The following is a 14564-nucleotide window of genomic DNA, read 5'->3' on the forward strand; positions in this document are numbered from 1 at the left end:
TGGAAGGAGTGTATGGTTCGATGGCAGAAAAAGCAAGATCAGAAGCTGAATTACTCCGTCTCGCGAAAGAGGAACTCATCGCGCTCGGACATAAAAATGGTGAATTGTCACACCAAAAGATCGAAGACAAACTAAGTTCGTTCGAATCAATGGATGCTCAGCAATTCGAGGAATTCCTTCAATTGCTTGAAACAGAAGGTATCAAGGTCAACAATGACGGCACAGGGGACGAAAAAGAAGAGGCGGATCTAAACGATTTGTCTGTTCCTCCTGGTGTCAAGATCAATGACCCTGTCCGGATGTATCTAAAAGAAATCGGCCGCGTTGATCTGTTGAATGCAGAAGACGAAGTCGAACTCGCTAAACGAATCGAGCAAAACGATGAAGAAGCAAAAAAACGATTGGCGGAAGCAAACTTACGTCTCGTCGTTTCGATTGCGAAGCGTTATGTCGGACGCGGTATGTTGTTCCTTGATTTGATTCAAGAAGGCAACATGGGTCTGATCAAAGCGGTCGAAAAATTCGACTATACGAAGGGATATAAATTCTCGACGTATGCAACATGGTGGATTCGTCAGGCAATCACACGTGCGATTGCTGACCAAGCGCGGACAATCCGAATTCCGGTTCACATGGTTGAGACGATCAATAAATTGATTCGTGTCCAGCGTCAACTCTTGCAAGATCTCGGACGTGAACCATCACCGGAAGAAATTTCGAAAGAGATGGAAATCACGCCGGAAAAAGTCCGTGAAATCCTGAAAATTGCGCAAGAGCCGGTTTCTCTTGAAACTCCAATCGGGGAAGAGGACGATTCACATCTCGGAGATTTCATCGAGGACCAAGATGCGACGGCACCACAAGATGCTGCAGCATACGAACTCTTGAAAGAACAACTCGAAGATGTGTTAGATACACTGACGGATCGTGAAGAAAACGTCCTTCGTCTTCGTTTTGGTCTTGACGATGGTCGGACACGGACACTTGAAGAAGTCGGAAAAGTATTTGGCGTTACACGTGAGCGGATTCGTCAAATCGAAGCAAAAGCACTTCGGAAGTTACGTCACCCGAGTCGTTCGAAACGCTTGAAAGATTTCCTCGATTAATTCAAAGTGTGAAGAATATATGAAATTTTAGTGGGAAGGAAGAAAAAAGTTTCGTTTTTTTCTTCCTTCCCTGTTTTTTTTACAGTAGAATAGTAACGGGGAATACCATTCAGTCACCAACTTGGTTGGGTATAGAATATGGGGGGAATCCAAATGCGTAATCCATTAGTACCGTTCGCGGCGATCGCAGTCATCGCCATCATCGCTATGATTTCATTGTCTTACTTTGGGGTCGATCAGGTGAAGGAAGCTCGCAAAGGGCCGTCAACTGCAGAAATGAAGCCGGAAGACTTATTTGCATCTAAAGGATGTACAGGATGTCACGGTGGAAACTTAGAAGGCGGAACAGGTCCGAACTTAACAAAGATCGGCGCGAAGCTGAAAGAAGATGAAATTAAAGACATCGCAATGAACGGTAAAGGGCAAATGCCTGGCGGTCTTGCGAATGACGAAGAAGCAGCTGTTCTAGCCAAATGGTTAGCTGCTAAGAAATAAGAACAAGGACATCTATCTCGTTACGAGATGGATGTTTTTTTGTGGTGTATGGTATCTTTTTTAGCGTAAATCCGCTATTTTTAAAAGAGAGTTTTTCGGAAAATAGGAAGGATGAAGATGATGCAAATGAACGTCGTATTGGATCAACGACTCCAAAAAGTCGTGTCGTATATTCCACAAGGAGCGATCCTCGCAGATATTGGATCAGATCATGCATTCGTACCTTGTTTTTGTGTACAACAAAAGAAAATCGAGCGTGCGATTGCAGGAGAGGTGAATGAGGGACCGATGGAAGCGGCAAAAGGACAAGTGGCGCTTGTTGGTCTTGAATCACAGATTGATGTCCGTTTAGGAAGTGGCTTATCGGTTTTGAAACCGGGCGAAGCAACGGCGATTACGATTGCGGGAATGGGCGGAACGCTGATTGCCTCTATCCTTGAGGAAGGAAAAGATCGGTTGTCAGGTGAGGAACGCTTGATTCTTCAACCGAATGTCGATGCAGTCGATGTTCGGAAGTGGTTGCTGACGAATTCATATGCGTTATTGTCTGAAGCCATTGTCGAGGAGAACGGAAAGATCTATGAAATTCTCGTTGCAGAACGTGGAGATGAAACACTTTACTCAGAGGACGAAACAACACGTCAGTGGGAATTGTTCTTTGGACCACAGTTAATGCGGGAACGTGCACCAGAATTCATTGAAAAATGGCAGATTGAAAAACAAAAGCGAGAGTATATCTTAGCTCAGATGAAACAAGGGCAAGCAACGGAGGTTTTATCTGAAAAAATCGAAGCCATCGAACGATTGATTCAAAAGATGGAAGAGGTGACGAACTAATGGTGAATGGGAACCATATCATTGAGCAGTTTGAAGCATTTGCTCCGAAAAAATTCGCACTCGAAGGTGATCCGATTGGTCTACAAATCGGAACATTGAACAAGGACGTCAAACGTGTGCTCGTGACACTTGATGTCTTGGAGTCTGTCGTCGATGAAGCAATTGAAAAGAAGGTCGATCTCATTATCGCGCATCATCCACCGATTTTTAGTAAGTTAGCAAATGTGACGGATCGTTCTGCAACAGGACGGATCGTCACAAAATGTATCAAACACGATATTGCGGTGTATGCTGCGCATACGAACCTTGACGTGACACCAGGCGGGGTCAATGACTGGATGGCAGATGCGCTTGGTCTTGAGTCTTGTGAAGTACTAGCTCCGACATTTGAAAACACACAATATAAACTAAGTGTCTTCGTACCGACTGAGGCTGTAGAGCATGTTTCAACAGCCCTTGCACAAGCGGGAGCAGGAAAAGAAGGAGACTACAGTGATTGTCAATTCCACGTCAATGGAACGGGTCAATTCCGACCGTTGACGGAAGCTACCCCGTATATCGGTGAAGCAGGACGACTCGAACGCGTTTCAGAAGTCCGAATCGAGACGATCGTCACGGAACTGAATCAGAAACAAGTCATTCGAGCGATGAAACAGGCTCATCCATATGAGGAAGTCGCCTATGATCTCATTCGTCAAGAACGTCCGGCAACATCACTTGGTCTTGGACGGATTGGTCGGTTACCGGAAGCAATGACGTTGCGGGAATTTGCAGAGCATGTTCGCGATGCGTTTGGTGTACAAAACTTACGCTTCGTCGGAGACGAATCACGCCACATCCAAAAAGTAGCAGTACTTGGTGGTGACGGCAATAAGTACGTCTCGACTGCAGCATTTGCGGGAGCAGATGTCCTTGTGACAGGGGATCTCTATTTCCATGTGGCGCATGATGCGATGGCACTTGGACTAGCAGTCGTCGATCCGGGACATCATGTGGAGTCGGTTATGAAGGAAGGCGTCGTCAACGAATTGAAGCGTCGATTCGAACAGAAAAAAATCGATGTCGAGCTGCTGATTTCAACAGCGAATACGAATCCGTTTCAGTTTTTATGATGAATCGAATGAAATACGTCGATGATATCGTCATATTCCATAACAAAAAAACCGAGTCGCGAATGAGGATCGCGACTCGGTTTTGCTGTATCGATTGTAATGATTAAAGTACTTTAACTTTAGGCAAGATGCGTCGTAATTCAAGGAATGGTGTCTTGTCATGCGTACTGATATCAGCAGGATCATATTGTTGGAGGAAATCAATGACCTTTTTCGTGATTGGTGTTGGCGTTGATGCACCTGATGTGACACCAACTTGAGTCACACCCTCAAGCCAAGTCAAATCAAGTTCCGTTAAATCACCAATCCGATGCGCTGGAGTTCCTGCGATATCGAAGGATACCTGTGCTAGGCGATTCGAGTTGTTCGAACGCGGATCACCGACGACGATGACGAGATCGCAATCTCCTGCTTGATCAGCCACCGCTTCTTGCCGGACTTGTGTTGCGTTACAGATTTCATTGTGTACTTCTACATGCGGATATTTTTTACGAACGTGTTCCATCAAAGCTTGGACATCCCATTGGCTCATCGTCGTCTGATTCGTGACGATGATTTTTTTGTGAGCAAGCTGTGGCGGGAGTTCATCGATATCTTCGACTTTTTCGATGAGGTGCACATGCTCTGGTGCTACACCGACTGCACCTTCAGGTTCCGGGTGTCCGTGTTTGCCGACGTAGATGACTTCATAATCATCCGCGACGACTTGACGAATCAAATCGTGCGTACGCGTCACGTCAGGACATGTTGCATCGACGACATGTAAGTTCTTCTCAGCAGCACGTGCATAAACTGCAGGTGAGATGCCGTGTGCGGTAAAGATGACAGTACCCTCTTGAATCGTCTCTAACGCTTCGAGGCGATCGGGACCATCGACAGTGATGACACCCATATTTTCGAACTCACGTGTCACGTGAGCGTTGTGGACGATCATCCCTAAAATATGGATCGGACGTGGCAAGTCTTTATTCAATGCCGCTTGTTGTGCAAGTTTCATTGCATCGACGACACCGTAACAATAGCCGCGGGGGCTGATTTTTTTTACTAGCATAGTTATGGATTCTCCCTTTGTGAAAAAGAATGATTAGTTAGAGTGTACCATTGATTGAAGCTGAATGAAAATAGAGGAGTCTGTTTCATCCACAGAACATGCTATACTAATGAAGTTGTCAATTATTCAAAAGGGAGGCGAAGGGATGGAGTCTAAGAAAATGATGCGGTCGTATTTTTTTCAAATCACCGCCGTCTTATTCATCCTGATTTGTCTTGTCATTTCAGCGCTTGCCTTCACTGCGGACCGGGTCACGATTTCCCGCGTCGAGCAACAAACAGAGAAACAGAGCGAGAAGAGTGTCGAGGTCTCAGGAAATGCGATTCGCGACAATGTCGGGAATCTGCATGAAGAGATCATGAGCTTGCAGTTGAATGTCAAAAACCCCGACAAGCTGAAACAAAAAATTGAAGAATCGAATCTATTAGACATCGATACAGGATTTAAGAGTTTCTTCTACTTTGATCGACAGACGAAGCAAGTCACTTGGTTCTCAAGTGAGGATCGACGTATAGAAAACAGTACGATCCTAAAAGACGATGAATTCTTGCAAACGTTGACGAGTACGGACTTTCATATGAGTAAGTTGTATACGATGGAATCAGATGCTGTCACCTATATGTTCGTTCCGGTTCGAGACGGCAATGAACGCGTCGGTGTCTTTGGTGGTGGGTTAAGTGTCATGAACTCGATCGTTTTTCGGAATTCGCTTGAATCATTTGACGATCAGACGATCGCCTACCTATTCAATAGTAAAAAAGAATTGTTAGCCACATCTAGTAATCTAGTACCGGATGAAGAACGCTTATTATCGAAAAGTGTCATTGAACGTGCGTTTCAGTCGGTAGAACCTTCTGAGATTTTTAGTACGAACCAGGACATGTATTACTTCGCGAAAGATTTGAAGGTGACGGATTGGAAGATTCTCGTTCGAACGCCACGAAGCGTCTTTTATGAACCAGTCTACACGACACGGCAACAGTATTTGATCATCGCTGCCTTGACGCTCGTCCTCAGTCTGATCGTCGGCTATTTGATGTCAAAACAATTGACAGCACCGATGCTTGAACTTGTGAAGAAGATCGAGAAAAGCACCTCACCCAAACCGATTGTTCTCGAGCGTGCCGGATCAAACGAAGTCAAGACACTCGTTGCTGCCTATAACGAGTACGCTCAACGGATGGAAAATGCGCGCCTTGAGCAGTTGAGTCAACAACAAACGATGTTACATCAAGAAAAATTAGCATCACTCGGTCAACTAGCAGCAGGAATTGCCCACGAAATCCGCAATCCACTAACGCCAGTCAAGATGACGTTACAGTTGTTAGCAGCAGAAAAGGATCGTGATCCAGAAATGTTGATTCTCGCCTTATCGGAACTGGATCGAGCAAATGGCATGATTCAAACGATGCTTGATTTATCGAAAGGCGAAAACAACGCACTTCAAAAAACGACGATTGATATGAATGATTTAATGAAGAAGCTGACATATATCTTAGAAGCGGAAGCTCATCATTACGAAGCGGACTGCAAGATTTATACACCGTCCTTCATGCCAAAGATTTATGCATCAGAAGAGGGGATTTTGCAGATTTTAGCAAACTGTGTTCGAAATGCCCTTCAAGCTGTCGCGTTTAAAGGACCGGATGGAATCTGTCATCTGCATGTCCACGTTTATCCAGAAGAAGTCGTCTTCATTGTTCAGGATAATGGGGTAGGGATGGATGGAAATCAGATTGATCATGTCGGTCAAGCGTTCAAGACATCAAAAGTCGATGGCAATGGACTTGGACTCTTCATGTCGAAACAAATCGTTCGTGATCATAAAGGCAAGATGATCTTTGATAGTAAGCCGGGTGTCGGTACGACGATTCAAGTCCACTTACCTCGAAAGGAGCAAACGGAATGAAATTCAATAAGGCCTGGTTATTCGTCCTGATTGTTTGGATTTCATCCGTTTTGTTCATTTCCAATTTATTCGTCAATCCGGATCCGAGTCCACGCCGTCATCTCGTCGGCTTCACGATCGTCAATGATAAACATGAATTTGCGCAACGGCTCGTCGATGCGTTCAAGACACAAGCCAAACTAAATAAATACGAAGCAGTCGTCGCGACGTCTCATAATTCACGCATCAATGAACGCGAGCAAATTCAAGAGTTCATTCGAATGAAGGTAGATGCAATCTTCGTGACGACGCTTGATGATGTCTATATTGCTAGTACGTTAGAAGAGGCAGCTCGTGCTGGGATTCCGGTCTTCGCGATCGATCGATTGATTCGCTCCGATGCAGTCGTCAGTTCGATTACCTCGAATAATCAATTGATCGGGGAACAGCTTGCCTCATTCATCAAACACGAACGCATCAAGCAGACGGGACGAGCTACGGCCGACATCATTGAAGTCGCGGGTACGGCAAACGTCAATACGACGAATGAACGACACCGGGGATTTTTGACTGGTCTTGAGCGTGAGCCGGAACTTGAAATCGTCGAATCCGTGAATGGGGATTACGACCCCGTCACTTCAGAACAGGTCATGACACAGGTGATTGAGTCGGGAATTCCGTTTGATGCCATCTATTGTCACAATGACGATATTGCGCTAGGTGTCCTCGAAGCATTGAAAAAAGCAGGTATCAAAGGAAAAATAATTGTCGGCATAGACGGGAATCGTGCTATATTAGAAGCTGTTGACATGAAATCGATGGATGCGACGGTCGTCCAGAGTGCTGATGAGATGATGAAAGTCGCCTTCAGTGCATTGAAGCTTCATACGAAAAACAAAAAGATTCCAACTCGTTTTTATACGTACTCCTATCTGTATGACGGTAGTAGACCCATAACCATGTTGAACTAATCGAGAGGCAGAAGCCTCAGCAAATAAGGAAAGGACGGTGTCAATTCATGAATGGATTCAGCCATTATCAATTACACCCGTTCGTCATCGAAGCACTCGATGACGCCCGCATCACAAAACCGACCGACATTCAGTCGCGGATCATCCCAGCTGCAGTAAAGGGACGCGATATCATCGGTCAATCACAAACAGGAACAGGAAAAACGTTATCGTTCCTTCTTCCAATCGTTCAAAACGTCGATTCAAAGCTTCAAGAATTACAAGCAATCATCGTTGCTCCAACGCGCGAACTTGCTTGGCAAATTCATGAAGAACTGAAATCGTTACTCGTGAAGGAACCAGACTTCATCAAGACGAGTCTTATTACAGGTGGAATGGATCGCGAACGTCAAATCGGTCGTGTGAAAGTCTCACCTCAAATCGTTATCGGAACACCGGGACGTATTTTAGACCTATTTAAAGAACAGGCTTTAAAACCACATTTCGTGAAGCACTACGTTATCGATGAAGCGGATCAAATGCTCGACATGGGCTTCTTGCCAGAAGTTGACCGGATTGCGCAAGCTCTTCCAGAACAGCTTCAGATGATGGTCTTCTCAGCAACGATTCCTGAGAAATTGCAACCGTTCTTGAAAAAATACATGAACAACCCGCGTTATGCGCATGTGGATCCAAAACAACAGACAGCGAAGAAAATCGTTCACCATACGATTCCGGTCAAGCATCGTGAGCGCTCACAATTGACGTTGAAAGTCGCGAAAGCGCTGAATCCGTATATCTGTCTAATCTTTACGAATACAAAAGCAGAAGCAATCGAAGTCGAAGCTTTGTTCCTAGAAGCAGGACTGAACGTTGGTTCCCTTCACGGAGATCTTCCGGCACGTCGTCGTAAACAAGCCATCAAAGAAATCAACGATGCGAAGTATCAATACGTCATCGTGACGGATCTTGCAGCACGCGGAATTGATATTTCAGGTGTCTCACACGTCATCAACCATGGTATTCCAAAAGATTTAGACTTCTACGTCCACCGTGTCGGTCGGACAGGTCGCGTCGATCAAGATGGATTGGCATACACATTGTTTGAAGATCACGAGAACGGTATGATCAATCGCTTAGAGGACCGTGGCATTCAATTCACGAACGTTGATGTCAAAGGCAGTCAAATCGTCGAGGTCAAAGAACGTCGTCGTGCGAAGCCGCACATGAAAACTGCTGTCTCGAAGACAGCGCATAGCCGTCTGTCGGGTGAAGCAGCAAAAGCGAAAAAGCGCGTTAAACCAGGTTATAAGAAGAAGCATCAATATAAGTTGAAAGAAACAGCAAAACGTGAACGCATCAAAGAACAACGTGGTGTCGGTCGCGCGCAACGTAAAGAAAACGCACGCAAATCAAAATAATTCCATTGATGACACCCGTGAAATGAAAAAACATTTTTCGGGTGTCTTGTTGTTTTTAAGATTTGGTACACTGTAAAAAGAGAAAGGTGGAAAAGAATATGAAAATAGGTTCACACGTCTCCGTTTCGGGGAAAAAAATGCTGTTAGGTGCAAGTGAGGAAGCGGCATCTTACGGTGCAACGACGATGATGGTCTATACAGGAGCACCTCAAAATACACGCCGTAAGCCGATGGAAGAGTTACGGATTCAAGAAGCATTGCAACATATGAGTGCTAATGGAATAGAGGAAATCGTCGTGCATGCGCCGTATATCATCAACTTAGGGAATACGACGAAACCCGAGACATTCGAACTCGCCGTTTCGTTTTTAGCAGCAGAAATTAAACGAGCAGAAGCGCTTGAAAAGGCGCAACACATCGTATTACATCCTGGTGCGCATGTAGGTGCTGGGGAAGAAATCGGAATCAAACGGATTGTCGAAGGACTCAATGAAGTACTGACAGGTGACGAACAGGTCAAGATCGCGCTTGAGACGATGGCTGGAAAAGGATCGGAAATCGGAAAAACCTTCGAGGAACTTGCTCAAATCATCGAAGGCGTCACACATCATGATCGTCTGTCCGTCTGTCTCGATACATGTCACGTGCATGATGCAGGATACGATATCGTGCACGACTTAGATGGTGTTCTTGAACAATTCGACCGGATCGTTGGACTGGATCGTCTTGGTGTCATCCATGTGAATGACTCAAAGAATATCCGTGGTGCTCGAAAGGACCGTCATGAAAATATTGGTTTTGGTGAGATTGGATTTGATGCCTTACATCGTGTCGTGCATCATACTGCTCTGGCACATTTACCGAAAATCTTAGAGACGCCATACATTGGTCTCGATCCAAAGAAAAAAGTGGCACCGTATAAACAAGAAATCGATATGTTACGTTCGGGTGCGTTTGATGCAGACTGGCGTCTACCGATTCTAGGAGCACCAGTCGAATAACTCATAAAGGGGTGTCTGTGATGTGTCATATACTCGTCGTTGATGAGACTAGTTTTGCGATACGACAAGCTGTTGTCCACTACTATGAAACAAAGGAACCGTTTTATTTGCCGGCAGAACTGGTAGAGGGAGAAGAGGTGTTTCTTGCGACGACTGACGGTATCATGGCGTATGCTGAAGCCTTGTTCACCGAGTATACGACACGTCCAGAAGATCCATTTTGGTTGACGAATGCTGACGACTCAGAAGGGTCATATGTGTGCCTTGATCTCATCAGTGTGGATTTACGTCATCCCTTACTTGGACGACCACTCGATCAACTTGGTCTTAAAACTGGACCGGTCGAAGGCGTGTTTCGCACGCGTCTGCTTGATTCATGGCAGTATGGGTATTTCGAAACGGATGTACTGACACTCGAACAATCTAAACAACGTCGAATCGAGCGCTTCAAGGAGCGAAATCATCTGGAACAAGTCGCGCGTCAATGTATGCATTGTGAGGAGTCTAGGCAGTCGTTACTGGAATGGCATTTGACACCAGAAGGATATCAGACGGTTTGCCCGACCTGTCACCGATGGTTACATCAACAGATGCTTCATGCGGTGGATACGGCAGCAGCAACGGAAGAGAGTGAGTAAAATCTTTTCCTATTCAAGCAGAGCTCCCACGATCGACATTTAATCATTAAAACCTTAAAAAGAATCAAAGAAAGTTCTCTTTTCTGCGCTGGCAGCAAAGAGAACTTTTTTTGATTGGATTAGAAAAAGCGTTCTACTAAAAATAGATAGATTTTCATCCCAAGGAAGACACCGAAGATTCCGACGACGGCTGGAAAAACAGGTGGGGCAGGAATCGGCAGTTTCAGTGCTGTGAACACGACGCCGCAGATGACGCCGGCGAGAAGGGATAATAAGATTTGCTGAAGCATACATTTCGTCCTTTCTGCTGTAAATCAGCATTTGAAGTAGAGTACGTGGTAAAACATGACCAACATCATGTAGCATTTTGATCAAGAATGACTTTGTCCTCTTTCTTTTCGATCGTGATCCACTTTTGTGTTAATGGAGTTGTAAAACTAGGTTTTTGTTTGAGTTTGCCGCTCGTATAGTCTTGAATCAGCAACTGGGATTCACAGCTCTGTTTTCCGTCCTTCACGTAATGATAAGATCCATCCGCTGCCTGCTCACGCGACTTCACATTATCAGCCAGGGCGAGGGCCAGGCAATCCTTTAAATACTCCTTATGTTCTTCGTCCATGATCGGGAACAAGATTTCAATCCGTTTTCGCATGTTGCGTGTCATCCAGTCCGCGCTTGATCCATACATCAAATCCTGACCGTTGTGATGGAAGTAGAAGATGCGTGAATGCTCCAAGTAACGATCGACAATCGAGATGACGCGAATGTTCTCCGAAACATCTGGAATGCCAGGACGCAGACAACAGACGCCCCGAACGATGAGTTCGACTTGGACACCGGCGCGCGATGCCTTGTAAAGCCGTAAAATGATGTCTTTTTCCGTTAGACTATTCATCTTGGCAACGATTCGACCATTTCCGTGCTTTTTATGATGATGAATCTCTTCATCAATCAATGACAGGAACTTCTCAAGCATTGCGTTCGGTGAAGTTTGAATGACGTTCCATTCTGGCTGTTCCCCGTATCCGGATAACCAATTGAAGAAGTTCGTCGCATCTTCGGCGATCTCTTCCCGAGCGGTCAATAATCCGACGTCCGTGTATAGTTTCGCCGTCGAATCATTATAATTGCCGGTACCAAGATGGACGAAACGCTGAATCTTGCCTTCGTGGAGTCGGACGACGAGCGTGATCTTTGAGTGTGTCTTTAAATCACTATATCCGTAAATGACATGGGCGCCGACCTTTTCTAGTTGCTTCGCCCACTCGATGTTCTTCGCCTCGTCGAATCGAGCCTTCAGTTCAACGAGAACGGTGACCTGTTTCCCGTTCTCCGCTGCCGTTTTTAAGGCCTTGATGATCGGAGAATCACCAGATACGCGATAAAGTGTTTGTTTGATAGCAAGGACGTTCGGGTCATTCGCCGCTTGGACGATGAACCGGACGATAGGATCAAACGTATGATACGGATGATGCAAGAGATAGTCGCGTTCGAGTAATTGATTAAACAGATTTTTTGAACTATCGAGTGCCGGTGGGTCGACCGGCATGATCGTCTGATAAATCAAATGATCATATTCAATACCGATTTGACTGTAGAAGGCAAAGGAGAACGTTAAATCAATCGGACCATCCACGGCAAAGATGTCGCGTTCCTGTAAATCGAGTACATCGCGTAACATGTTGAGCAGTTCGGTATTGATGGCAGCTTTTTGAACTTCGAGTCGAATGGCGACTCCCCAACGCCGTTTTTTTAATTCTTTCTCAATCAGCTTTAATAAATCATGCGTACCTTCCTCATGAAACGGAAGGTCGGCATTACGCGTAATTCGAAACGGCATGGCAGACAACACACGATAACCTTTGAATAGACTATCGATGAAGGCGATGATGACGTCTTCGAGTAAGATGACAGCCGTCGTCTCGTCATCTTCTACCGGTAAATCGACGAATCGTGGCAAGACAGCAGGTACTTGTACGAGCGCCAAATTTCGTTTTGTCCCGTCTTCTGCCTCAAGCACCGTCGCAATGTTGAGTGACTTTGACGAGAGCATCGGGAACGGACGATAGGCATCGACGGCAACGGGCGTGAGTACCGGAAAGACTTGTTCACGGAAAAAGGATTTTACATAGGTCGTTTGTTCCGAAGTCAGAGCGTCGTATTTCAAGAATGTAATGCCTTCATCGGATAACGTCTGATTGATTGCTTGAAATGCTTCGTATTGCCGATCGACTAACTCTTTTGTTTTCGCTGCGATTGCACGTAACTGTTGTTTGGGTGTCATCTGTTGTTTATTTTCTGGTTTATTGAACCCGGCGAGTACTTCATCCTTTAAACCACCGACTCGTACCATATAGAACTCGTCTAAATTGGAACTAAAGATACCGAGAAACTTAAAACGTTCCATTAGCGGATTGCGTGTGTCAAACGCTTCATCCAGCACACGTTTGTTGAACTGGAGCCAGCTGAGCTCACGATTATTGAAATGTTCAGGTATGTCGAGCTTCATGAAGGAAGATCTCCTTTCGTTTCGAAGGTAATCGTACAATCAATGATTCGTTCCAGGTGTTTCTTTTGTTTTTCCGCTTTTTCGACTTCGAATCCATAATCATGATCCCCTGTATCGAGGACGAATTGGAGTTGATCCTTTTCAAGGAACAGTTCCAAATGATCGACAGCTTTTCGCTCCGTCACGTCGAGCGCGTGACTTAATTTGAGGAGAGATCCAAGTAGGTCGAAGCGATCCAGCGATTTTTCCGTAAACCAGTCCTTGAAAGGTTTCGCAAGCTGGTTCATCCGTTTGGCAGAAGAATAGGAACTGACGAGCGAGAGAGCAACGCGATCCTTGTGCGTCATGCCATTCAATTCGGTATTCGTCAACAGGTAGAACGTCTGGTCCGATCGTGTATCTGGATTAATGTATTGTCCACAATAAAATAAGCGACTTGCTGAATCGAGCAGTCGTAGATCAGACGCGCGTTCTGAAATCAAGTCGAGCGTGACGAGCTGTCGGTACATCGATTTGGCGAGTGTTCCAATATATGACGCACGATCTCGATTGACCTTATAGTCGCTTTCGAGCTGATAGAGACTTTGCTCACGTACGTTTTCAATCCGACGGTATGCTTCGTCCTGCACATCGAACTCGTAAACAAGACCTTCGCGAAGACCGAGATTACTCATTACGAATTCTTCCGCTTCGATGTGATGGGCTAACTCTTGAATCGCAATCAATGCCGGCAGGAAGATATCAATTCGATCTTTTGAGAGTCCTTCGATTTTCGATAGTTGTTTCGCCGACTTTCCTTCGAGATCGTCGACCATCTTCGCGAGTTCTTTCGCTTTGATTTGATATTGGTGAACACTTCGAAGGGGATAGTCCTGATTCGACTGATGGATCCGAACGAAATTTCGGGCAGAACCACCGACACCGATTAAAGGAAGCTTTTTATCACTCAGCCATGGAATCGATTCGAATTGTTCCCGTAGGAATTTCACCAATTTCTTCTTATCGCTGGCACTTAGTGTCTCGTCCGAAACGAATTGCCGTGTCAAGGTGACGGCACCAAATGGAAAGCTGTGATACGCCACCATTTCGCGATTTTCAATCAAGGTGACTTCCATGGAACCACCACCGATATCGACAGAAAAGCCATCAGTCAAGAAGGTCGAATTGATGATGGCAAAATAGCCATAGTATGCTTCTTGTTCATCTGTCAGAACCTGAATGGAAAAAGGCGTGTTTTCTGTAACGGATTCAACGATGGCATCTCGGTTCGTTGCATTACGGATGGCTGCTGTCGCGACACAGATCGTTTCTTCGACTTCATGGGTGACACCAACTTCATAAAAACGATGTAACGTTTCTTCGAGTAAGGCGATGCCTTCATCATCGAGTGCTCCATCCTCGTTGATGTGAGCAGATAATCGGGCGACGACTTTAATATTAATCTTCTCGATATAGCGACCAGAAGCGATCGGATGGAAGATAACATAACGAATCGAGTTGGAACCGATATCGATGACTGCAAGTTCTTGTTTCAAATGACTCCGACTCCTCTCTGC

General features: G+C 45.4%; 13 protein-coding genes. 9 read left to right on the forward strand and 4 right to left on the reverse strand.

Annotation, left to right across the window (positions count from 1 at the left end):
* Positions 1–20: 20 nt before the first annotated feature.
* From rpoD to KNQ03_RS09155, 4 genes are all read left to right on the forward strand, one after another.
* Positions 21–1106 carry an RNA polymerase sigma factor RpoD gene (rpoD, locus tag KNQ03_RS09140; protein WP_023467512.1) on the forward strand — a complete coding sequence of 362 codons (1086 nt, stop codon included), beginning with the start codon at positions 21–23 and terminating at the stop codon, positions 1104–1106.
* Positions 1107–1259: 153 nt separating this feature from the next.
* Complete coding sequence (gene cccA, locus KNQ03_RS09145) at positions 1260–1601, forward strand: cytochrome c550 (RefSeq protein ID WP_029341040.1); 342 nt, start codon at positions 1260–1262, stop codon at positions 1599–1601.
* 117 nt (positions 1602–1718) lie between these two features.
* Positions 1719–2438 carry a tRNA (adenine(22)-N(1))-methyltransferase gene (locus KNQ03_RS09150; RefSeq protein WP_350464432.1) on the forward strand — a complete coding sequence of 240 codons (720 nt, stop codon included), beginning with the start codon at positions 1719–1721 and terminating at the stop codon, positions 2436–2438.
* A complete protein-coding gene (locus KNQ03_RS09155) occupies positions 2438–3550 on the forward strand; it encodes a Nif3-like dinuclear metal center hexameric protein (protein WP_214724438.1) in 1113 nt (370 codons plus the stop codon). Before KNQ03_RS09150 ends, KNQ03_RS09155 begins: the two co-directional genes overlap by 1 nt.
* Positions 3551–3653: 103 nt before the next feature.
* On the opposite strand, the gene KNQ03_RS09160 is transcribed toward KNQ03_RS09155, so the two are convergent.
* Entirely contained in the window at positions 3654–4601 is a 948-nt protein-coding gene (locus KNQ03_RS09160) for a 4-hydroxy-3-methylbut-2-enyl diphosphate reductase (protein ID WP_029341043.1), read from the reverse strand.
* A gap of 145 nt (positions 4602–4746) precedes the next feature.
* Here KNQ03_RS09160 and KNQ03_RS09165 point away from each other — a divergent pair, with 145 nt between their 5' ends.
* From KNQ03_RS09165 to KNQ03_RS09185, 5 genes are all read left to right on the forward strand, one after another.
* Complete coding sequence (locus tag KNQ03_RS09165; RefSeq protein WP_149426947.1) at positions 4747–6510, forward strand: two-component system sensor histidine kinase NtrB; 1764 nt, start codon at positions 4747–4749, stop codon at positions 6508–6510.
* Positions 6507–7460, forward strand: a complete 954-nt coding sequence (locus KNQ03_RS09170) for a sugar ABC transporter substrate-binding protein (protein ID WP_149426948.1) — start codon at positions 6507–6509, stop codon at positions 7458–7460. The genes KNQ03_RS09165 and KNQ03_RS09170 overlap by 4 nt, the downstream gene beginning before the upstream one ends.
* A gap of 47 nt (positions 7461–7507) precedes the next feature.
* Positions 7508–8860 (forward strand): DEAD/DEAH box helicase, encoded by a 1353-nt coding sequence (locus KNQ03_RS09175; protein WP_214724440.1) that lies wholly within the window; start codon positions 7508–7510, stop codon positions 8858–8860.
* Positions 8861–8958: 98 nt separating this feature from the next.
* Entirely contained in the window at positions 8959–9861 is a 903-nt protein-coding gene (locus KNQ03_RS09180; protein ID WP_149426949.1) for a deoxyribonuclease IV, read from the forward strand.
* A 20-nt stretch (positions 9862–9881) separates the two neighbouring features.
* Positions 9882–10499, forward strand: coding sequence for a hypothetical protein (locus KNQ03_RS09185; protein WP_058712879.1), 618 nt, complete (start codon positions 9882–9884; stop codon positions 10497–10499).
* 119 nt (positions 10500–10618) lie between these two features.
* Here the strand turns inward: KNQ03_RS09185 and KNQ03_RS09190 are convergent, their stop codons facing one another.
* The 3 genes from KNQ03_RS09190 to KNQ03_RS09200 all read right to left on the reverse strand — a co-directional run bounded on the left by KNQ03_RS09190 (position 10619) and on the right by KNQ03_RS09200 (position 14543).
* Entirely contained in the window at positions 10619–10789 is a 171-nt protein-coding gene (locus KNQ03_RS09190) for a XapX domain-containing protein (RefSeq protein ID WP_023467523.1), read from the reverse strand.
* A 65-nt stretch (positions 10790–10854) separates the two neighbouring features.
* Positions 10855–13008: an RNA degradosome polyphosphate kinase gene (locus KNQ03_RS09195; protein ID WP_214724441.1), complete on the reverse strand. Its 2154-nt coding sequence runs from the start codon at positions 13006–13008 to the stop codon at positions 10855–10857.
* Positions 13005–14543 (reverse strand): Ppx/GppA phosphatase family protein, encoded by a 1539-nt coding sequence (locus tag KNQ03_RS09200; protein ID WP_149426951.1) that lies wholly within the window; start codon positions 14541–14543, stop codon positions 13005–13007. Before KNQ03_RS09200 ends, KNQ03_RS09195 begins: the two co-directional genes overlap by 4 nt.
* Positions 14544–14564 lie beyond the last annotated feature (21 nt).

Origin of the sequence: Exiguobacterium sp. s143, assembly GCF_018618895.1 — a bacterium.
GTDB classification, from domain to species: Bacteria; Bacillota; Bacilli; order Exiguobacteriales; family Exiguobacteriaceae; genus Exiguobacterium_A; species Exiguobacterium_A abrahamii.